This is a genomic window from Kordia sp. (assembly GCF_050633145.1).
Taxonomy (GTDB): Bacteria; Bacteroidota; Bacteroidia; order Flavobacteriales; family Flavobacteriaceae; genus Kordia.
The window spans coordinates 55492-77024 of sequence record NZ_JBOEFY010000037.1; the positions used below are offsets into that span (position 1 = coordinate 55492).

The following is a 21533-nucleotide window of genomic DNA, read 5'->3' on the forward strand; positions in this document are numbered from 1 at the left end:
CTAGCAACTAGCAACAATAATTACGCTTCTGCAAGCATTTTCTCTCCAGCTTCAATAGCTTCTTCAATCGTTCCTTTTAAGTTAAAAGCAGCTTCAGGTAAGTGATCTAATTCTCCATCCATAATCATGTTGAATCCTTTGATTGTCTCCTTAATATCTACTAATACACCTTTAAGACCAGTAAATTGCTCTGCTACGTGGAAAGGCTGAGATAAGAAACGTTGTACACGACGTGCACGTCCTACCGCCATTTTATCTTCTTCAGATAATTCTTCCATACCTAAGATGGCAATAATATCTTGTAATTCTTTGTAACGTTGTAACAACTCTTTTACTTTTTGTGCACAATCGTAGTGCTCATCACCTAAAATTTCAGCCGTTAAAATTCTTGATGTAGAATCTAATGGATCTACCGCTGGATAAATACCAAGTTCGGCAATTTTACGAGATAATACTGTTGTTGCATCCAAGTGAGCAAAGGTTGTCGCTGGTGCTGGATCCGTTAAATCATCCGCAGGTACGTAAACCGCCTGTACAGATGTAATAGATCCTTTTTTCGTTGATGTAATACGTTCCTGCATAGCTCCCATTTCAGTTGCTAATGTTGGTTGGTATCCTACCGCTGATGGCATACGTCCAAGAAGTGCTGATACCTCAGAACCTGCTTGTGTAAAACGGAAAATGTTATCTACGAAGAAAAGTACATCTTTTCCTTGTCCATCTCCTGCTCCATCACGGAAATATTCTGCAATTGTTAATCCTGATAAGGCAACTCGTGCACGTGCTCCAGGAGGCTCATTCATCTGTCCGAATACGAAAGTTGCTTTCGATTCTTTCATAGATTTTTTATCTACTTTAGATAAATCCCATCCACCTTCTTCCATAGAGTGCATAAAATCATCACCATACTTGATAATTCCAGATTCTAACATCTCACGTAAAAGGTCATTTCCTTCACGTGTTCTTTCTCCTACTCCTGCGAATACAGAAAGTCCACCGTGTCCTTTTGCAATATTGTTAATTAACTCCTGAATTAATACAGTCTTACCTACTCCGGCACCACCAAATAAACCAATTTTACCACCTTTTGCATAAGGCTCAATTAAGTCAATTACTTTAATACCTGTAAATAATACTTCTGTAGAAGTTGATAAGTCTTCAAATTTTGGTGCTTCTCTGTGGATAGATAAACCGTCATCACCAGTTTTTGGCAATTCTCCTAATCCATCGATAGCATCTCCGATAACGTTAAATAATCGACCGTATACATCGTCGCCAATAGGCATTTTGATTGGGTTTCCAGTAGGATGTACATCTGTACCTCTACTTAGACCATCTGTAGAATCCATAGAAATTGTACGTACAGTATTTTCACCAACGTGAGATTGTACTTCTAGTACTAATTTTGTACCATCAGCTTTCGCTATTTCTAATGAATCGTAAATTCTTGGAAGTTCGTTCCCAGCGCTGAATTCTACATCAACAACAGGACCTATAATTTGTGCAACTTTACCTGTAACTTTTGACATTACTTAAGTGTTTAATGTTTAGGTTATTAAATACCGAAAAACGAATTTCATATTTTATGCTAAAACATGACCTTTTTTCGCGGTGCAAAGATATATTTTATTAATTAAAATAAGTAGTGTTTTGTGATGATTTTTAAAAATTCTCAAAAAACCCTTGATTATACATAGATTTCCTACGGTTCATATAATTCCATAAATAAATAAAACCATCTTTTTTGGCTTTTTACTAACGATAAGTCTCTAAATTTATTTCTATATTTCCAGCATTATTTTTCTAGTTTTTAAGATTAAACTGATTGGATTATGCATTCATAATGATTAATAGCATATTGATAGTATGGCAGATAAATTAAGTAACTTTCTAAACACACTTTCCGAAGGAAATGAAGAAGATATTATTTCTCTTTATAAAGAAGTGTTTCCAAAAGTGTCGCATTTTATTGTTAGCAATAATGGTCGTATTGATGATGCCGAAGATATTTTTCAGAAAGCCTTGCTACAAATTATAGTTCGATATAGAAATGAACCTTTTGAAATTAAAACTTCTTTTGAGAATTATTTTTTTACTGTTTGCCGAAATTTATGGAGACGCGAGTTGAATGTATCAAAATTTAAAGCAAAGCATGTTGACCATTTGGAAAATATTAGTGCTGTAGATGATGCTGCATTTTCTATTGTAGAACAAGAACGCTACGAACTTTTTTCCGAGAAATTAGCACTATTATCAGAAAATTGCAAAAGTATCCTGAAACTGTTTTTTGCTAAAACATCATACGAAAGTATTATGCAAACACTACAGTATAATTCTGAAAACGTTGTACGACAACGAATTTTTAAATGCAAAAAACGATTGATTGAATTGATAAAGAAAGATCATAGATACGATGATTTAAAAGATATATGATGATGGAAGACGACATATTAATAGCACGGTTTTTAAGAAATGAACTTTCTGACGAAGAGCAAGCTGCTTTTTTGAAACGACTAGAAAGCGATGACCTTTTTAAAGAACAAGTAAAGTTAGAGCAACAATTACTAAACCTTCTTGGTGAAACATATTGGAGTTATGCTATAAACGATACTAATAAAAGAATAGAAGCGTATAAAAACATTCTTAAGTCGGACGACACTCAAGAATTGAAAATTACTATTTCAAAAGCAATTGAAAGCTATAAGAGAAAGCAGTTAAAAGATGATAGAAAAGAAGCTTCTCCTCGTAAAGGCAATTTTCAACTTGCTATCCGCATTGCAGCCATATTTGTTATTCTTTGCTCACTTTTTTGGTACTTCTCAAACAATAGCATAGATCATAAAGCACTTACTGATGCAGCTTGGCAAAAAAATATTGGTTTAGATTTTACAGTAAGAAACGGTTCATCAGACAGCACTAAAGCCACTTTAGCTAAAGCCTTACACCTTTATACAAACAAAGAGTATAATCAGGCTTTAAGCACATTAAAAGCTTACAGCGCTTCTTCTAATCATTATAAAGATATTTTATTAGTCCGCGCTTTGTCTTATCACCAATTAAACAAAACAACAATTGCGTTTCAAACATTGGATAGTTTGGCAATATATGCTCCAGATATTTCCAAATGGTACAAAGGTCTTATTCACTTAGAAAATGACGAATTAAAGAAAGCCGCTCAGTATTTAGAAATTCCCTCAACATCGAATCAAGAAATTAAACTAAAGAAGTAAATGAGAAAAATTGTTTGTTTTATCTACATATTCATTTTAACAACAGCATGTTTCCAGCTTCATGCACAACAGAGCAATACAAGTTTAGATACTGATTTAACTAAAGGTAAAGAATTGCTGTTTTATGGAAAATATAAAGACGCAATTTTAGTATTTAATAAAGCACTGAAACAGGCTGAAAGCCTAGAAGATTCTATAAGCATTGCAGGCTGTTACAACGCACTTTCAAAAGCATATAACTATACTTCACAATTGAAAGAGTCTATGCTGTATGCAGAAAAAGCAATGCAATACAGTCAAGGAGAACATATTACTCAGAAAAAAGAAGAAGCAGATGCACTTTTTAACTTAGGAATTGTACAAGGGCAAAAACGTTTCTCAAAAGAGTCGCTTGAAAATCATACAGCAGCATTAGAGATTAGGCAGACTTTTTTTAAAGATGATCTTTTTCAAATTGCCAACTCACATTTTAATGTTGGTGTTGCGTTACACCGACAAAGGCGCTTAGCGGAAGCAATGAAAAAATTTGAGACTACTTTGACTATAGAATTAAAAGACACGCCACAACGCAGCATATTACACGCTGATATTTACGAAGCTATTGGATATATTAATTATGATCTTGGAAAGTTTGACAAAGCTCTTACTTTTTTTAAAAAGACATTGCATTTAGCACAACAAACTTACGAGGACAATCACCCTTATTTCGGAAAGGTATATAATGAATTAGGAATGATTTATTCTATGAAGAATGAATTCAACAAAAGTTTAAAGTATTACAATAAATCATTAAGCGTAAGCATTGCGAACCATGGCATAGATATGAGTGCCGATCAAGTACGTGTACATTTTAATATTGGCACGATATACGAAAAACTTGACATACAAGAGAAAGCAATATTTCACACAAAAAAATCACTTGCGATTGGCACTAAAATTTTAGGCGCAACACACCCGCAAATGTTTTATCCGTATAGTCAACTTGGGACTATATATGGTGACGAACGTGGAATTCCGTATGTAGAAAAAGCGCTTGCTATTCTCTTGGGTTCTGATCCTGTGAACTTTGTTATTGTTTCTTTTCAATACGAATATTTAGCTAACATTTATTCTAAGGTTGAGAATTATCCTGAATCGCTAAAGTATATGGAAAAGACATTAGAACTTCGCTTGCAAATTTTTGGAGAACGAAATATAAATACGATTCGCAGCTACAACAATTTAGCTAAAACATATGCGCAACTCAAGGAATTTGACAAGGCGTTATTGTATTGCGAAAAATCGATCGCTGCTAACACATTAAATATTGCAAGTCAACAGAATTTGACAGATTCTTTTACTTCTGTAAATTATGTAGATCAAAACTTTTTAGTTGAATCTGTAAAAACAAAAGCAGATATTCTCGTTCTTTTGTATCAAGAACGTAAAGAAAAAAAACACCTTCTTGAAAGCATTAAATTGTATGATGAAGCTGATGCTTTGGCAAGTTTGACACGAAAGTCAAAACAAAATCATGATGACAGAATACAATTTTCCGAAACGGTAAAAGCTATTTATGCAAAAAATATACAAACGAAGCTTTTGCTAAGTGAAATTGAAAATAATACTTCTTCATTAGTTGAAACTTTTTATGCTTCTGAAAAAAGTAGATCGCATACATTGCGAGAACTACTAAAACAATCCGAAGTGAAACGAACTGTAAATATTCATACAGATATTATTTCGCTTGAAAAAACAATTAATATACAACTAGCAAAATTGCAGTCAGAAATTGTAAAAGAAGCTACAGCGCTTAAAAGTGACTCCGTAAAAATATATCAGCTTGAAGGAAAAGTTTTTGATTTGACTAAACGAAAAGATTCACTTGAAAAACGTATTGAGATTGATTTCCCAAAGTATTACAAACTAAAATATGAAGACACTGTTATTGAAATTTCAACCTTACAAGAAAAACTAAACGACAGCACAACACTTATTGAGTTTTTTAAGAATAAGAATGCAGTCTATACTTTTATCATTACAAAAAAATCGTTCCATGTAAAAAGAGTAGAGGTTGATGATTTAGATTCGAAAATTGAAGCATTAAATAAAGCAATTACTGACAAGAATACTATTCAGTTTACAAAGTATGCTTCCAACTTATACACAGAATTACTCTCACCAATAAAGTCACATTTTGTAGGCAATGAACTTATTATTATTCCTGATGAATCTTTATGGCATATACAGTTTGATTTGCTGTTGACAGAAGCAACTAAAGCGAACCAAAAGCCTGCATATTTACTATATAACTATGCAATAAGCTATGCAAATTCAGCTAGTTTATTATTTGATGAAACTGCAAAAAGCACAACTCATTTTTCAAATGAATGTGTTGCGTTTTCATATACAAGCAAAGACACTATTCTAAAAAATAACAATACAATTGCTTTATCAAAATTGCGAAATACGCAGGTTGATTTACCTGGAACACGCAAAGAGATTCAGGAAATATCTAACATTTTAGAAGGCACTTATTTTTATGGCAACGCTGCAAATGAAATGAATTTTAAAAAGTATGCAGGTAATTCTAACATTCTACATTTAGCATTGCATGGTGATATTGATAATAACAACTCAAACAATTTGAAAATTTACTTTTCGGAAGGCAGCCCTAATGATGATGATAAGTTATTTGGTCATGAGTTATATTCTTTACATATTCCGGCAAATTTAGTTGTGCTAAGTGCTTGCAATACTGGAAATGGTCAGATTAACAAAGTTGAAGGAATTCAAAGTTTAGGAAATGCATTTCAATATGCAGGCGCAAAAAGTCTTTTGTTAAGTAGTTGGGAAATTTCAGATAAAACTACACCTGAAATTATGCGATATTTTTATGAACACATAAAAGGCGGAATGCCAAAACACAAAGCGCTACAACAGGCAAAAATTGACTTTTTACAAAATGCAGACACTTTTAATGCAGCGCCTTTTTATTGGGGAAGTTTTTATTTACTTGGAGACACAGCTCCAATTCCTTTTTCAACGTTCAATTACACTGTTTGGATCATTGGTATTGTTAGTAGCATTGTACTTTTTTTAATTGCGAGATCGTTTCTTAGAAGAAAAAATAATACCATTTAACATATTAAAAATCAATATTTTATGATTTTATTTCGTTTTTATTCAAAAAAAAGTGAAAAATACTGGGTAACAAATTCCATTTTTTGGAACTATAAGTTATGAGGGATAACTGTTTTAAAATTAAAAACACATTTATTTATACCATATACTTACTTTCAAACAAGTATTCACAAATTATTTATTCTTACCATAAAGCAGGCGGTTTTTATCGTTTCAACCTTGAAGCAAACACTGCAACTCTCTCTATTTTCAACCAAAAAGATAAAAAGAGTATTCGCGCAAAGCGAATTACTACTATTCAAAAATATTTTTTCGCGAAGAATAGACACAACTGTGAGTGTCTTTAAATGTTCACTTTAAGAATTAACTATACAATTTAAATTATGAAAAAAAGAGATTTAAAATCATTAAGCCTTAACAAGAAATCAATTTCAAATTTTGATAACAGCGAATTAGTTGGAGGAACAGGTGTAACTAACATTTTTGATTGTCCTTCAGTAAGAGTGAAGCCACATTGTATTTCTTATGAGTCATTCATTACAATATGTCAGTGTCCTTCAAACGTATGCTAATTAAATATGTTTATAATTAAAGTGAATTGAATTCATTTTCTATAAAAAAATAGGCTGCCAATTGGCAGCCTATTTTATTTTATATGTTTTCGAAATATTTCTATTTGATTTTCTTAGTTAATTACCCAAGAAATATAGTATTGCGATCCAATAGTACCAACTCCTGGCGCACTAACATATTCATGTCCAAAAATGTTAGCTGCTCCTAATTTGAAAGTTGATTTCTTGTAACGATAGTTTATCTGGAAGTCAACTAATGAACGAGCCGATACAGTACCATCTGCAAAAGATGATTCCCAAAGGAAAGAGTCATTCCATCTCCAGTTGATATTAAATCCGAAGTTATCGAAAAGATTTCTGTTTCCAAAAGACGCCTTTACTTTATGCTCTGGCGTGTTAAAGTTTGTTTCAAAATCTGGATCACTAGCCTGATCGAAGTCAAGTTTAGCATACGTATAGTTCACTCCAAAGTCATAATCTCCAAATACTTTTGTGTTTGCTCCAATAGCAACTCCATACGAACTAATATCTGCAGTAGAGTTAGCATATAATTGGAAAGGTGTAAAGTCACCGTTAGCAGCTGCAATTAATGCATTTGGCGTAGGCGCTCCACCAACAGGAGTTAAATCTGTAATATCAGATAAATTCACATTACCGTAGTTAGGAACAATTACTGTTTTAGTTGCAATGAAATCTTTGTATTTATTATAATATGCACTTACATCTACAGAAATACCTTCATATACAATTCCACGATATCCAACTTCAAAAGCAGACACTTTTTCTGGACTTACAAAATCTACATTTGCTTGTTGTAGTAGCGCAGGGTTTGGTGCTCCAGCAGCTGCACTAGCTCCAAATGCTTGAAAAGATGATAATGTAAAAGAATTGTTGTAAGCATCATTACCAGAAAGCGTTACTACTCTGTCTAAACCAAAAGCTTCTAATCCAGCTGGGAAACTATTTGTAATAGGTCTAGTTGTATAACGATCTAAGTTATCAGGCGCACCACCAACTAAAACTGCATTTCCAACATCTAAACCAATATATTGATCTTGTGTACTTGGGTTACGGAAACCTGTTTGGAAAGAAGCTCTAAAATTGTGTTTTTTATCCTCGTCTGGAGAATATACTAAAGAAACTCTTGGAGAAACGTTTCCGTCAAAGTTTTGCGCTTTGTCATAACGAATAGAACCTGTGAATTTCATTTTATCTTCCATAAACTTTTTCTGAACTTGTACATACGCGCCATATTCATCATATTTAATTGGACCATCAGTATCTGTAAAGATTGTTCCTTGAGAATCTAATACATATTGACGGTACGAACCACCAACCTGAATATCGGCAACATCAATTAAATGTGAAAGGTTATAGTTTACATCAGAATGATATAATTTTGTGTTATCAATAAACTTTGCTCCAGTTAGTAAATCTCCATCTGCAGTAACTACATTTAAAGCATTATTGAAACCTGTAGTTCCTGGCTGAAGACGACCTGTATCAGCCAAACCTCTAGCAAATGCGTGTGCTACATTAGCATCACCTGGTGTAACTCCTGGAATTGCTCCTGTGATTGCTCCTAAATATCCTGTAGCATACTCAGTAAACCATTGTTGATCTGATTTCCATCTTCTGTTTACATTGATCGCAGCAAAACGCGTATCATACGAATCGTTTGCTTTTTCTGCAGTAACATATCCTCTAATGAAGAAGTTTTTATTTCTAACTTCTAATTTATGCTGTTGCATAAAGAAGTTTTTAATAGAATATCTATTTGCTCCTTGATAAATTGTATTTCCTCTACCAATTTTAGAATTCCAAATTACAGTAAAGTCATTTGCCCAAGGCTTGTAATGTAAAGCAAAATCAGCTTTTACACTTTCTGCATCATAGTCCATTAAGTCGCGCTCTTCATAACCAGTTCTTGATACTGCTGAAGAACCAAATGTTCCTGCTGGCGCTCCTGATAAGGCATCAAAATTTAATGTTGTAGAAACCTCATCTCCATAAATATTTAATCCATTATAGTTTGGATCGCTCGCTCTAGTTCCAGCAATAGCATCACCACTAGCACCATCATAGTTGGTATAATCTGTAGCAAACCATTCTGTTCCATTTAAGAAAGAGAAAGAAGCTTTTATTGCTAATTTATCACTAAATGCATGTGCAGCTCTAAATCCAAAATCAACAAAATTATTGTCGCCAGCATTTTCAGATGACGTCATTCCTGTTTTCGCATAAAAGCTAATTCCTTGCTCTTCGTAAGGATCTTTACTACGCATAAACATAATTCCATTGAAGGCATTTGCTCCATATAATGCTGAAGATGCTCCTGGTAATAATTCTACCGTTGCCACATCTAATTCAGACATTCCTAATAAGTTTCCTAGTGCAAAGTTTAAGGCTGGTGAAGAGTTATCCATTCCATCTACCAATTGCATAAATCGCGTATTAGCAAACGTAGCGAAACCTCTTGTGTTTACAGATTTGAATGTTAAACTGTTTGTATTGACATCAACACCTTTTAAGTTTTCCAACGAATCATAGTACGTAGGTGAAGTTGAGTTTCTAATTGCTCTTGCATCCATACGTTCAACAGTTACGGGCGATTCTCGTATTCTTTCTGGTGTTCTTGAGGCTGAAAGAACGATTTCGTCTAGCTCTGTTCCTTCTTTTAGGACAATAGTAACGTCTTCGTTGTTTTTTGTAATTTCTACAGTAGCAGAATCAAATCCAATACTACTTGCAGTAATTTTAAAAGGCGGTTGTTGATCTACTACTAATTTGAATTTTCCGTCAAAATCAGTACTTGTTCCAGTAGAAGATCCTACTACAACAATGTTAACACCTGGGATTGGCATGTTATCGCCATCAACAACTTTTCCACTAACATTGGTTTGTGCAAATAGTCCCGCACAAACCAACATAGCTAAAATTGATAGGTATGCTCTCATAAGTCTTTTGGTTTAGTTATTATGAGAACAATATACGCTTTTTTAGGAAATCCCTAAAGAAAGTGTTAATTTTTTAGAGTTATTCTACGGTTACGGATTTTGCCAAGTTTCTAGGTTGGTCTACATTACAATCGCGCATAACAGCAATATAATACGACAATAACTGTAAAGGAATTGTTGTTAAAAGCGGTGTAAGCAACTCTAATGTTTCAGGAATTTCAATTACATAATCAGCAATTTTCTTAATGCTCTTATCTCCTTGCATTACCACTGCTATGATTTTTCCTTTCCTAGATTTTATCTCTTGAATGTTACTTACTACCTTTTCGTAGTGTCCTTTTCTTGTTGCAATTACCACAACTGGCATTTGCTCATCAATTAATGCAATAGGTCCATGCTTCATTTCTGCTGCTGGATATCCTTCTGCATGGATATACGAAATTTCTTTTAGTTTTAATGCTCCTTCTAATGCTACTGGGAAGTTATAACCTCTACCAAGGTACAAGAAGTTCGTTGCATCTTTGTATATATCGGCAATCGTTTTTACATGATTGTCTGATTGCAATGTTTTTTCAACTTTAGCAGGAATAGCATCCATTTCTGATAAATACGTATGGAATTCAGATTTAGAAATTGTTCCTTTTTTCTGTGCTAAGTTTAAAGCAATCAAGGTCAATACTGTAATTTGCGTTGTGAATGCTTTTGTTGAAGCAACTCCTATTTCTGGACCAGCATGCGTGTATGCACCAGCATCTGTTTCTCTTGATATTGAAGAACCTACTACATTACATACTCCAAATACAAATGCTCCTTTACTTTTTGCAAGTTTGATAGCCGCCATTGTATCTGCTGTTTCTCCCGATTGAGAAATTGCAATAACTACATCTTTCTCTGTAATAATTGGATTTCTGTATCTAAATTCGGAAGCATATTCTACCTCAACAGGTATTCTTGTTAAGTTTTCAAATACATACTCCGCTACCAATCCTGCATGCCAAGATGTTCCGCAAGCAACGATTAAAATTCTGTTTGCATTTAAAAACTTTTCAATGTTATCATCAATTCCAGCCATTCTAATGATGCCTTCATTTGCTAACATTCTTCCTCTGAACGTATCCAAAATTGCTCTTGGTTGTTCATATATTTCTTTCAACATAAAGTGATCGTAACCACCTTTTTCAATCTGTTCTAAGTTTAATTGTAATTCTTGTACGTACGGATCAACTAAAGAATCGTCTTTTATTTTACGAACTTTTACTTTTTTACCTCTGCGCACAATTGCCATTTCTTCATCTTCAAGGTAAATAGCATTATTTGTATACTCAATAAAAGGAGAGGCATCAGAAGCAATAAAAAATTCTTCTTCTCCAACACCAATTACTAATGGGCTTCCTAAACGCGCTACAACAATTTCGTCTGGTTTATTTTTATCAAACACAGCAATTGCATACGCTCCTACCACTTGATTTAAAGCAATTTGAACTGCTTTTCCAAGTTTCACATTTTCGTTTTTCTTTACATCTTCAATAAGATTTACCAATACTTCAGTATCCGTATCTGATTTAAATGTAAAACCTCTGTTGATTAATTCTTGTTTTAATGGCTCATAGTTTTCAATGATTCCATTATGAATAATTACCAACTCACCTGAGTTTGAATAATGAGGATGCGAATTAACATCGTTTGGCTCTCCATGAGTTGCCCAACGTGTATGACCGATTGCTAAAGATCCATCGATTGAGATTTCTTCCTTTACACGTTTTTCTAAATCGACAACCTTTCCTTTGGTTTTAGATAACTTGATGTTTTTGCCATCATATATAGCAACACCTGCACTATCATACCCTCGATATTCAAGTCTTTTTAAACCTTTTAACACCACAGGATATGCCTCTCTGTGACCTATATAACCTACGATTCCGCACATAATTTTTTAATTATTGATATTTAATTGGTTTCTGGGATTGTGTAAAATATTTCGAGCTTCAATCTTTTGTCTTCTGGTGAAGCTATTGTAGTTCCATACAATACAGTTCCGAACGGATTCATTATAGAAATAGTAGGAACAAATTCATCATCTGTAGTTCCTGTTTCTACTTGTCCACTACCGATAACACGTATGTCGGAAGAGGCTACTAATCCTAGTTTTACGTTGGTTGAATCTAGACGTATTACATTATTTAAGTGTTCTGTTAATCTAATTTTGTATCGCAATGGCTTATCATCTTCATCCAATTCTAAAATTCCTCCATGCACACCTTTTGATAGTGCTGGCGACGTTGCGTTGACTGTTTGATCTATAATATAATCATCTAATGGAATATTATTATCAAAGTTATACAAGTAAATACGTTGTGGATCTTCTGCTGCATCAACTTGAACATCTCTATTCACATAGAAAACTAAGTTTGCATCATTAATAAGCCATCCGTTTTCTCTAATTTCTTCTAATTGATCTGCTACACCATTATTATCTGTATCAGGTCCAAAAAGTTCAATAGTAGTCATAGCTCCTTCTCCTCCTTTTAAGTACAAATTATTATTGTTTGCCGTAACATCTTGTGTAAATGTAGGCGTACTAAATGTATTTACAATGTTCGCCGTTGATAAGCTTAGGTTAAATGATGCTTTTTCCAACTCTACTGTATCATCAGAGTCATCTGTATTTCCTTGCGTATTTACTTTTTGATATACATAATTGATTTCAATATTTGCGTTTTGAAGATCTAATAACATTAATGCCTCTGTATTATCTGCTGTAATATGCAGACCTCTAAATACATCTTCTGCTCTAAATACGTTATTATTTGATAACTTAATACTTCCTTCGTTGTCAATAATTCTTTCTTGGAAGAAATCAGCATCTAATTTCACACGAATTCGAGGAGATAATGTAGCTTCTATAACTGGATCTCCGTTTTCATCAAGTACAGCTGCTCCATTTGCATCTTTTTCCTCAACTTCTATCTGCTCCTGATTTATCATATAAGCAGTATCTTGATAAAGTGTTTGCCCTACTTCTGTTGAAAAATCTTGATCAGAAAAATAGATTTGTGGATCTCCGTTTTCATCAGTCGCTCTTAAAAAATAAGTAAGTTCCTGCACATGTAAATTAAATGTTTGATTTACATTTCCGTACAAAGAATCTACTTCTACTTCTGTTTCTCCATCATCATTAACTGTAGCTGAACTAAAGTAAGGAATGTTTAACCATACTTCTGTAACAGTTTCCATTTCTTCAAAATCTGTCAAATCTTCATCTTCTTCCGCTTGACTCTTGTCTCCGAACTCAGGATCTTCTGTTCCTGCAATTAAACTTGCTTGTACTGTAAGACTTGAATACGTAGTTCCGTATACAGGATCTACATTTTTACCAAGTTGATATACTGGCAATCCATTTGCTTGTACTGGATTTAAGCGTATGTTAGACGTAACTATTTGAGAATCTGCAAACAACTGAGTAGTGAAGTTATTGTTTTCAATAATTTCATCACCAACCGTACTAAATTCGTCATCACAAGCTACAAAGCCTAGTATCATTAAAAGCACTACTAAGCCACCCGTGAGTGTCTTTTTAAATTTGTTCATAAGTGTAATCTGTTAACCTTAATTTAAAACTTTTGTATTATAAAAATCTGTGTATGCATCGGCAAATTCTTCACTGTTTTTATATTCAAGAACAGGTTTTTCAAGACCGGTGAGATATTCTTGAACATCAGCAGGAATTTCCTCAGATGCTATTACCACGGCATCCGAATGATCCACAGCAACTTTTAGAAGGTTAGAGTAGTTTGGTTCAGCAAGTATTTCTACATTACCATCACCAATATTATCAAATTTGATTTTACTTAGCATTTCTTTATCTAAAGTTCCATCAAATTCTTGTTTATATACAGAAGTAACAATTTTACTATCTGTAAACAATGGTTCATCTTTGTAATATTTACGTAAGTATAGAGGCAATAAAGAAGCCATCCATCCATGAACGTGAATGATGTCTGGTGCCCAGTTTAGTTTCTTTACAGTTTCTATAACACCTTTTGCAAAGAAAATAGCGCGCTCATCATTGTCTGGAAAAAGATTTCCTTCTTCATCAGTAAATGTAGCTTTACGCTTAAAGTATTCTTCGTTATCAATAAAATATACTTGTATTCTTTCTTTAGGTATTGAAGCTACTTTAATAATTAATGGCATATCCATATCATTAATTACCAAATTCATTCCTGATAAACGAATTACTTCGTGTAATTGATGTCTTCTCTCATTGATATTTCCAAAACGTGGCATAAATATCCTAATTTGTCCACCTTTACTGTTTACCATTTTTGGAGCTTCAAATGACATTGATGAAATTTCAGTTTCTGGTAAATAGGGTACTACTTCAGATGAAACGTATAAGACTCTTTTATTATTCATAAAAATACTTTTCCTTTAATAATTCAGCGTAAAACATGCAAAATTACAAAAATTATGTAGATTAACAGTAATATATTAAATTTGCACGCTGTTAATTTTTTCTAAATGACTCTATTTTACACACAAAATACGCTGAAAACCTTTATTGAATCTCAAAAATCTGAAGGAAAAACAATTGGCTTTGTCCCTACAATGGGCGCTTTACACAAAGGGCACTTATCGCTGGTAAAGAACGCTATGACTGACAATGATATTGTATTTGTAAGTGTTTTTGTAAATCCCACACAGTTTGACAATGCCACAGATTTAGAGAAATATCCTCGCACGTTGGATGCAGATGTTTCTTTACTAAAAACTTTAGGAAAAAATATTTTTGTGTACGCTCCAAGTGTGAAAGATATCTACAATTCTGGCATAAATGCAGAAAAATTCAGTTTTGACGGACTCGAATTTGAAATGGAAGGAAAATTTAGAACTGGACATTTTGATGGTGTTGGCACAATAGTAAAACGTCTTTTTGAAATTGTAACACCAACCAATGCTTATTTTGGAGAAAAAGACTTTCAACAATTAATGATTATCAAAAAGCTAGTTTCTAAATATAAAATTCCTGTCAATGTAATTGGCTGTGAAATATTCAGAGAAGTTTCGGGCTTAGCAATGAGTTCTCGAAATGAACGTTTATCTACAGAAGCAAGAAAAGAAAGTGCATTTATACACAAAACACTTATAGAAGCAAAGAATAAATTTGGCACAAAAAGTGCTACGCAAGTAAAAGAATGGGTTCAAAAGCAGTTTGACAAACATTCGCTACTTACATTAGAATATGTTGAAATTGCCAACATTAAAAATCTAAAAACTGTAAAGCGAAAATCTAAAAACGAAACATATCGCATTTTCATTGCTGCTTTTATTGAAAACATTCGTCTAATTGACAATTTAGCACTGAATTAAGAACTTTAAAATCATTAACTTTGTCCCTATGCAAGTAAACGTAGTAAAATCAAAAATACACAGAGTAAAAGTTACTGGAGCCGACTTGAATTATATTGGAAGTATTACCATTGATGAAGACCTAATGGATGCTGCAAATATTGTTCAAGGAGAAAAAGTACAAATTGTAAATAACAATAATGGAGAACGTCTTGAAACCTATGCTATTCCCGGACCAAGAGGCAGTGGTGAAATTACCTTAAATGGTGCTGCAGCTAGAAGAGTAGCAAAAGGCGACACCCTTATATTAATTACATATACTTGGATGAATATTGAAGAAGCAAAACAATTTAAACCTTCTTTAGTTTTCCCTAACGAAGCCGATAACACACTTACTTAGTTGAAAATAAAAACATCGAAAATACTTAAAATAGTACTCCCACTTTGCTTGGGAGTTTTTTTAGTTTGGTATTCCTTATCCAAAACACCTTTAGATGAGCTGATTGCTCATTTTAAAAAAGCGAACTATTATTGGGTAGGCTTAGGTGTATTTTTTGGACTTTTAAGTCACTTATCCAGAGCGTATCGCTGGCAATACATGTTAGAACCTTTGGGTTACAAGCCAAAATATTCAAATAGCATCATGGCCGTTTTTGTAGCGTATTTGGCAAATTTAGGAATTCCACGATCAGGAGAAGCACTTAGAGCCTTGACATTAACCAATTACGAAAATGTTCCTTTCGAAAAAGGATTTGGAACTATTGTTGCCGAACGTGTTGCCGATTTAATCGTCATGCTTTTCGTAATCGCGATAACCCTTTTTATGCAGTTTGATTTTATTTGGGAGTTACTCATGACAAAGCTCGATCCTACAAAAGTAATCCTACTACTTTCTGCGATGATTATTGGCGGAATTACACTCATCATTTTTATCAAAAGAGCAAAGAAAGGAATTGCACTTAAAATCAAAAACTTCATCATTGGTGTATTCGAAGGCGCAACAAGCATTTTAAAAATGAAGCATAAATGGAAATTTGTTTTTCACACACTTTTCATTTGGGCAATGTATTTACTCATGTTTTATGTCACAATTCTTTCTGTAGAAGATTTACAAGGAAAAGTTCCTGTTGGCGCAATTTTAATTGCATTCATTGCTGGAAGCTTTAGTGTTGCTGTTACCAATGGTGGTACTGGCGCATATCCATTAGCTATTGCCGCTGCATTTTCTCTCTTTCAGATTGAACGAGGTCCAAGTGAAGGTTTCGGTTGGATCATGTGGGCATCGCAAACGTTAATGATTATTATTATGGGCGGATTGTCTTTTCTTTATCTACCAATTTTTAATCGCAAAAAAAATCTTTAACTTGCTAGACTAAACCAACCTATTTATCACATGAAAAAGTATATCATGCTATTCATTGCGTTTGTATGTTTTTCTACTATCAATGCGCAAACTACTGTCGAAAAGATAAAGTCTAAAAAGTTAAATGAAACCCGAGACATTCAATTATATATTCCAGAAGGATATTCAGAAGACAAAGTATACCCAATTATAGTTGTGCTTGATGCACACTATCTTTTTGAAACAGTTGTTTCTAACTCACGCTATTATAGCTATTGGGACGAAATGCCAGAATGTATTGTCGTTGGTGTAAACCAATACAAAACAGAAGATCGTGCTCGCGACTGCATGTATGCTGATGCCAGTGGTTTACCCACAGAAAAAGGCACTAAGTTTTTTGAATTTATTGGAATGGAATTAATTCCTTTTGTAGAAAAAAATTACAATACTGCCAACTTCAAAATGATTGTAGGACACGATTTAACTGCAAATTTTTCAAACTACTACTTATTTAAAGAAGTTCCTTTGTTTGACGCCTACATAAACCTCAGCCCATATTTTGCCCCAAAAATGGAAGGACGTATTGCTACACGTTTGGAAGAGTTTGAAACAAAAAAATTCTACTATTTAGCAACTGCTGACGAAGACACAAAGAAGGCTGCAAAACGAATTAGAGGGCTCAACGAATCTTTAAGCGGACTCAAAAACGAAAATATTTTTTATTATTATGATGACTTTACAGAAGCGAATCACAACTCGTTAGCGGTTCAAGCAATTCCGAGAGCAATGAGTAAAATATTTACCATTTATCGCCCAATAAGCGTCAAAGAATACAAAGAAAAAATTACGGAGTTAAAAACTTCTCCTTATTTATATTTAATGGATAAATACAAAACCATTAAAGAACTTTTCGGGTTTGAAAAACGTGTTTCTGTTAATGATTTCATGGCAATTTATTCTGCAGTTCGCAAATCAAAAATTAACAATGAAGATTTAAAGCTACTTGCCAAGCTCGGAAAAAAAGAATATCCTGATACCTCATTATTCCACTTTTTTATGGGGGAATATTATGAAAAAACAGGAAAACCTAAAAAAGCATTGCGCATGTACCAAAACGGTTTTAGCATGAACGCAATAGATTTTATCACTAAAGATTTAATGCTAGACAAAGCAGACAAAATCAAACAAGACTTCGGTTGGTAATATAATATGGCAAAAGTAAAAACTAGTTTTTTCTGTCAAAACTGTGGCTCACAGTTTGCAAAATGGCAAGGACAATGTTCTTCTTGCAAACAATGGAATACTATTGTAGAAGAAGTCATTCAAAAAGAAGTAAAAGCCAATTGGAAACAACAAGAAAAAGGCAGTTCACGTGTTGCAAAACCCACACTGATTCATGAAATAAGTTCAGCAACTGAAAAACGTCTGCCAACTTCCGATCAAGAATTAGACAGAGTTTTAGGTGGCGGAATTGTCCCTGGATCATTGATTTTACTTGGCGGTGAACCCGGAATAGGAAAAAGCACGCTTTTACTCCAAATCTCGCTTAAATTGCCTTATAAAACCTTGTATGTTTCTGGTGAAGAAAGTCAGAAGCAAATTAAAATGCGTGCCGAACGTATCAGTCAAAAAAACTCCAATTGTTTGGTATTGACTGAAACAAAAACACAAAACATCTTTAAGCAAATTGCAGAAGTTGAACCAGATATTGTTGTAATTGATTCAATTCAAACCTTGCATTCAGACTATATAGAATCATCTGCAGGAAGCATTTCCCAAATTAGAGAATGCACCACTGAGCTGATAAAATTCGCCAAAGAAAGCGGCGTTCCTGTATTTTTAATTGGACATATTACAAAAGATGGAAACATTGCCGGACCAAAGATTTTGGAACACATGGTGGATACAGTTTTACAGTTTGAAGGCGATCGAAATCATGTATATCGAATTTTACGATCACTAAAAAATCGTTTTGGATCTACGTCCGAATTGGGAATTTACGAAATGCTGTCTGATGGTCTACGAGAAGTAAGCAATCCTTCAGAAATTTTAATTTCTAAAAATGCCGATGAACTCAGCGGAACGGCTATTGCTGCAACTTTAGAAGGTGCACGACCATTAATGATTGAAATTCAAGCCTTAGTAAGCACTGCGGTTTACGGAACTCCACAACGAAGCACAACAGGCTACAATGCAAAACGCCTGAATATGATATTGGCTGTATTAGAAAAACGCGCAGGTTTTAAATTGGCTGCCAAAGATGTCTTTTTAAATATTACTGGCGGAATTAGCATTGATGATACCGCAATTGATTTAGCCGTAATTGCTGCAATTTTATCAAGTAACGAAGATGAAGAAATTTCAAAAACCAATTGCTTTGCTGCTGAAATTGGATTGGCAGGAGAAATTCGTCCTGTAAACCGAATTGATCAACGTATTTTAGAAGCTGAAAAACTAGGTTTCACTACATTTTTTGCATCAAAACATAATAAGATATCATTAAAAAACACCAAAATAAATATTGTTTTAATTTCTAGAATTGAGGATTTAGTTTCACACTTATTCTAATCTTTCACCAAAGACTTCTACAAGACAAAACAATAAATAAGCACATAGTAAAGTTATCTTTTTCATAAGATTACCTAAAAACCAGAAAAGGGAACTCGACGTGATGTCAGTTCCCTTTTTTATGTTTTATTAAATTATATTTAATAGTGTTTCAAAGTACTTCTCGATACAAATTTGCGAAGAAAATTCACTCGAAGTGACGTTTTTAGTAATTAAAAAAAACAGATTGCCGCGTCGCAAACTCCTCGCAAAGACGTTTCTGCTGAAACACTAACAGCATTAGCGATACTTAAGATTACCACCTGCACGGGAACGAATCTAAAAGGCAAAGCCGATCTAAAAGCAAAGCGGTCTAACATCTAACAGCGCCAGCGAGTCTAAATCACGGTGCCGGATTCGGAATACTATTATGAATTTCGTTGATTCCATCAATTACTTCTTGCGACAACTCAAGATCAATACTTGCAATGTTTTCTTTGAGTTGCTCCATTTTTGAAGCTCCAATGATATTTCCTGTTACAAATGGTTGCTGATTGATAAATGCTAATGCCATTTGCGGCAAACTCAAACTATGCTTCTGTGCCAAGTCTAAATATTGTTGTGTAGCTTCCGTAGCTTCTTTTCCGCTGTAGCGCGCAAATCTTGGAAACAAAGTTAATCGTGCATCAGCAGGTAATTTTCCACCTAAGTATTTTCCTGAAAGCACACCAAATCCTAGTGGCGAATATGCCATTAAACCTAATCCTTCGCGCATAGAAACTTCTGCCAAACTGGTTTCAAAACTTCTACATAATAATGAATATGCATTTTGAATGGTGACCATTCTTGGCAATCCTTTTTTAGATTCTTCTAAATAGCGCATGGCTCCCCAAGGCGTTTCATTTGAGATTCCTACTTGGCGAATTTTCCCTTCCTTGATTAATCCATCTAGCGCATGTAAACTTTCGTTGAAATTATCTTTCCAAGGATCATTTGGATTGTGTTTGTAATCGCGCACTCCAAAGAAGTTTGCTTGACGTTCTGGCCAATGCAATTGATATAAATCTAAATAATCTGTTTGCAGACGTTTTAGACTGTTTTCCACAGCATCTTTGATAGCTTCTGGACTAAATCCGTTGGTTCTGATATGTGCTGTATAATCACCTGGACCTGCAATTTTGGAAGCCAATACTATTTTATCTCTGTTTCCAGATTTTTTGAACCAAGTTCCAATGATACGTTCAGTTTCTGCGTACGTTTCGGCTGTTGCTGGCACTGGATATAATTCGGCAGTATCAAAAAAGTTGACACCTTGCTCAACTGCATAATCCATTTGTTCATGACCTTCGGCTTCAGTATTTTGATTTCCCCAAGTCATGGTTCCTAAACAAATTTTGCTGACTTTTATATCAGTATGTGGAATTTTTGTATACTTCATGTTTTCTTTTTCGGTTTTTTATTTTTTACTCAATCTGCATTAAGGATAGAGCGGTTTGTTTGAGCTCCTCCCAATAAGTTGGGAGAGCGAGTAGCGAAAGCCTGACCTGCGATTTGTCGGAGGAAATGCCCAAATTTTACATTTTAATGATGAACTTAATAACTTCTGAAGATTCCTGCCTTCCCAGGAATGACAAATTAAGCGTCTATTTCTACTAAAATTGGACAGTGATCAGAATGCTTGGCTTCGGGTAAAATGGTTGCTCTAGTAATGTTGTCTTTTAGTGGTTCACTCACCATATTATAATCGAGTCGCCAACCCTTGTTATTGGCACGTGCATTGGCACGGTAACTCCACCAACTGTAGTGATGTGGCTCTTTGTTTAAGTGACGAAACGAATCAATAAATCCGCTATCGATAAAACTTCCAATCCAAGCACGTTCTTCTGGTAAAAACCCTGAAACACCTTTCATTTTTGGGTTGTGAATGTCAATTTCTTCATGACAAATATTATAATCGCCACAAACTACTAAGTTTGGAATTTCCTTTCGCAGATTTGTCAAGTATTCCTTGATTTCATCCATGTATTGGAATTTAAAATTCAATCGCGCATCATTCGTTCCTGATGGCAAGTACATGCTCATGATAGAGATGTTATCATAATCTACACGCAAATTTCGACCTTCAAAGTCCATTGTTTCAATACCAGTCCCATATTCTATATGGTTTGGTTCTTCTTTACAAAGAATTGCCACGCCGCTATAGCCTTTTTTTTGCGCACTAAACCAATAGTTGTATTTGTAACCCGCTTGCTCAAAAGCTTCTAAATCGAGTTGCTCTTTGAGTGCTTTGATTTCTTGTATACAAATGACATCGGGATTTGCTTGTTGCAGCCATTCCAAAAATCCTTTTTTGATAGCAGCACGAATTCCGTTTACGTTATAAGATATTATTTTCACGCTTGTATTTTTTTAA

Annotated in this window: 16 protein-coding genes; 9 read left to right on the forward strand and 7 right to left on the reverse strand. The window is 34.1% G+C overall.

The window, feature by feature from the left end; all coding sequences use genetic code 11:
• Window positions 1–20: 20 nt before the first annotated feature.
• Complete coding sequence (gene atpD, locus ACRBBL_RS17505; RefSeq protein WP_431370369.1) at window positions 21–1529, reverse strand: F0F1 ATP synthase subunit beta; 1509 nt, start codon at window positions 1527–1529, stop codon at window positions 21–23.
• Between the two features lie 337 nt (window positions 1530–1866).
• On the opposite strand from atpD, the gene ACRBBL_RS17510 reads away from it, so the two are divergent.
• From ACRBBL_RS17510 to ACRBBL_RS17525, 4 genes are all read left to right on the forward strand, one after another.
• Window positions 1867–2433, forward strand: coding sequence for an RNA polymerase sigma factor (locus ACRBBL_RS17510; protein ID WP_431370370.1), 567 nt, complete (start codon window positions 1867–1869; stop codon window positions 2431–2433).
• A gap of 2 nt (window positions 2434–2435) precedes the next feature.
• Complete coding sequence (locus tag ACRBBL_RS17515) at window positions 2436–3230, forward strand: hypothetical protein (protein WP_431370371.1); 795 nt, start codon at window positions 2436–2438, stop codon at window positions 3228–3230.
• Window positions 3231–6353, forward strand: a complete 3123-nt coding sequence (locus tag ACRBBL_RS17520) for a CHAT domain-containing protein (protein WP_431370372.1) — start codon at window positions 3231–3233, stop codon at window positions 6351–6353. It begins immediately after the preceding gene.
• Window positions 6354–6736: 383 nt separating this feature from the next.
• Window positions 6737–6925 carry a hypothetical protein gene (locus ACRBBL_RS17525; protein WP_431370373.1) on the forward strand — a complete coding sequence of 63 codons (189 nt, stop codon included), beginning with the start codon at window positions 6737–6739 and terminating at the stop codon, window positions 6923–6925.
• Between the two features lie 113 nt (window positions 6926–7038).
• Here ACRBBL_RS17525 and ACRBBL_RS17530 read toward each other — a convergent pair whose 3' ends face one another.
• The 4 genes from ACRBBL_RS17530 to ACRBBL_RS17545 all read right to left on the reverse strand — a co-directional run bounded on the left by ACRBBL_RS17530 (window position 7039) and on the right by ACRBBL_RS17545 (window position 14298).
• Window positions 7039–9882, reverse strand: coding sequence for a TonB-dependent receptor (locus ACRBBL_RS17530; protein ID WP_431370374.1), 2844 nt, complete (start codon window positions 9880–9882; stop codon window positions 7039–7041).
• Window positions 9883–9961: 79 nt separating this feature from the next.
• A complete protein-coding gene (glmS, locus tag ACRBBL_RS17535; RefSeq protein WP_431370375.1) occupies window positions 9962–11809 on the reverse strand; it encodes a glutamine--fructose-6-phosphate transaminase (isomerizing) in 1848 nt (615 codons plus the stop codon).
• Window positions 11810–11829: 20 nt separating this feature from the next.
• Window positions 11830–13470 carry a DUF4270 domain-containing protein gene (locus ACRBBL_RS17540; protein ID WP_431370376.1) on the reverse strand — a complete coding sequence of 547 codons (1641 nt, stop codon included), beginning with the start codon at window positions 13468–13470 and terminating at the stop codon, window positions 11830–11832.
• Between the two features lie 18 nt (window positions 13471–13488).
• The gene (locus ACRBBL_RS17545; protein WP_431370377.1) at window positions 13489–14298 is read right to left on the reverse strand and encodes a glycogen/starch synthase; all 810 of its coding nucleotides are present in this window, start codon (window positions 14296–14298) and stop codon (window positions 13489–13491) included.
• 105 nt (window positions 14299–14403) lie between these two features.
• On the opposite strand from ACRBBL_RS17545, the gene panC reads away from it, so the two are divergent.
• Genes panC through radA form a run of 5 tightly spaced genes read left to right on the forward strand, consistent with a single transcriptional unit; the run spans window position 14404 to window position 19141 of the window.
• Window positions 14404–15252, forward strand: coding sequence for a pantoate--beta-alanine ligase (gene panC, locus ACRBBL_RS17550; protein WP_431370378.1), 849 nt, complete (start codon window positions 14404–14406; stop codon window positions 15250–15252).
• Window positions 15253–15280: 28 nt separating this feature from the next.
• Window positions 15281–15631 (forward strand): aspartate 1-decarboxylase, encoded by a 351-nt coding sequence (gene panD, locus ACRBBL_RS17555; RefSeq protein ID WP_431370379.1) that lies wholly within the window; start codon window positions 15281–15283, stop codon window positions 15629–15631.
• Window positions 15632–16594 (forward strand): lysylphosphatidylglycerol synthase transmembrane domain-containing protein, encoded by a 963-nt coding sequence (locus tag ACRBBL_RS17560; protein WP_431370380.1) that lies wholly within the window; start codon window positions 15632–15634, stop codon window positions 16592–16594.
• Between the two features lie 30 nt (window positions 16595–16624).
• Complete coding sequence (locus tag ACRBBL_RS17565) at window positions 16625–17776, forward strand: alpha/beta hydrolase (protein WP_431370381.1); 1152 nt, start codon at window positions 16625–16627, stop codon at window positions 17774–17776.
• Window positions 17777–17782: 6 nt separating this feature from the next.
• Window positions 17783–19141: a DNA repair protein RadA gene (gene radA / locus ACRBBL_RS17570; protein WP_431370382.1), complete on the forward strand. Its 1359-nt coding sequence runs from the start codon at window positions 17783–17785 to the stop codon at window positions 19139–19141.
• A 382-nt stretch (window positions 19142–19523) separates the two neighbouring features.
• Here the strand turns inward: radA and ACRBBL_RS17575 are convergent, their stop codons facing one another.
• Together ACRBBL_RS17575 and ACRBBL_RS17580 are read right to left on the reverse strand one after the other, a co-directional pair.
• A complete protein-coding gene (locus tag ACRBBL_RS17575; protein WP_431370383.1) occupies window positions 19524–20558 on the reverse strand; it encodes an NADP(H)-dependent aldo-keto reductase in 1035 nt (344 codons plus the stop codon).
• Between the two features lie 197 nt (window positions 20559–20755).
• Window positions 20756–21517 carry an exodeoxyribonuclease III gene (locus tag ACRBBL_RS17580; protein WP_431370384.1) on the reverse strand — a complete coding sequence of 254 codons (762 nt, stop codon included), beginning with the start codon at window positions 21515–21517 and terminating at the stop codon, window positions 20756–20758.
• Window positions 21518–21533: the final 16 nt, after the last annotated feature.

Bases quoted from the DNA above. Each gene is read 5' to 3' on its own strand.
- atpD (WP_431370369.1), bottom strand. From the start codon at position 1,529: ATGTCAAAAGTTACAGGTAAAGTTGCACAAATTATAGGTCCTGTTGTT.
- ACRBBL_RS17510 (WP_431370370.1), top strand. From the start codon at position 1,867: ATGGCAGATAAATTAAGTAACTTTCTAAACACACTTTCCGAAGGAAAT.
- ACRBBL_RS17515 (WP_431370371.1), top strand. From the start codon at position 2,436: ATGGAAGACGACATATTAATAGCACGGTTTTTAAGAAATGAACTTTCT.
- ACRBBL_RS17520 (WP_431370372.1), top strand. From the start codon at position 3,231: ATGAGAAAAATTGTTTGTTTTATCTACATATTCATTTTAACAACAGCA.
- ACRBBL_RS17525 (WP_431370373.1), top strand. From the start codon at position 6,737: ATGAAAAAAAGAGATTTAAAATCATTAAGCCTTAACAAGAAATCAATT.
- ACRBBL_RS17530 (WP_431370374.1), bottom strand. From the start codon at position 9,882: ATGAGAGCATACCTATCAATTTTAGCTATGTTGGTTTGTGCGGGACTA.
- glmS (WP_431370375.1), bottom strand. From the start codon at position 11,809: ATGTGCGGAATCGTAGGTTATATAGGTCACAGAGAGGCATATCCTGTG.
- ACRBBL_RS17540 (WP_431370376.1), bottom strand. From the start codon at position 13,470: ATGAACAAATTTAAAAAGACACTCACGGGTGGCTTAGTAGTGCTTTTA.
- ACRBBL_RS17545 (WP_431370377.1), bottom strand. From the start codon at position 14,298: ATGAATAATAAAAGAGTCTTATACGTTTCATCTGAAGTAGTACCCTAT.
- panC (WP_431370378.1), top strand. From the start codon at position 14,404: ATGACTCTATTTTACACACAAAATACGCTGAAAACCTTTATTGAATCT.
- panD (WP_431370379.1), top strand. From the start codon at position 15,281: ATGCAAGTAAACGTAGTAAAATCAAAAATACACAGAGTAAAAGTTACT.
- ACRBBL_RS17565 (WP_431370381.1), top strand. From the start codon at position 16,625: ATGAAAAAGTATATCATGCTATTCATTGCGTTTGTATGTTTTTCTACT.
- radA (WP_431370382.1), top strand. From the start codon at position 17,783: ATGGCAAAAGTAAAAACTAGTTTTTTCTGTCAAAACTGTGGCTCACAG.
- ACRBBL_RS17575 (WP_431370383.1), bottom strand. From the start codon at position 20,558: ATGAAGTATACAAAAATTCCACATACTGATATAAAAGTCAGCAAAATT.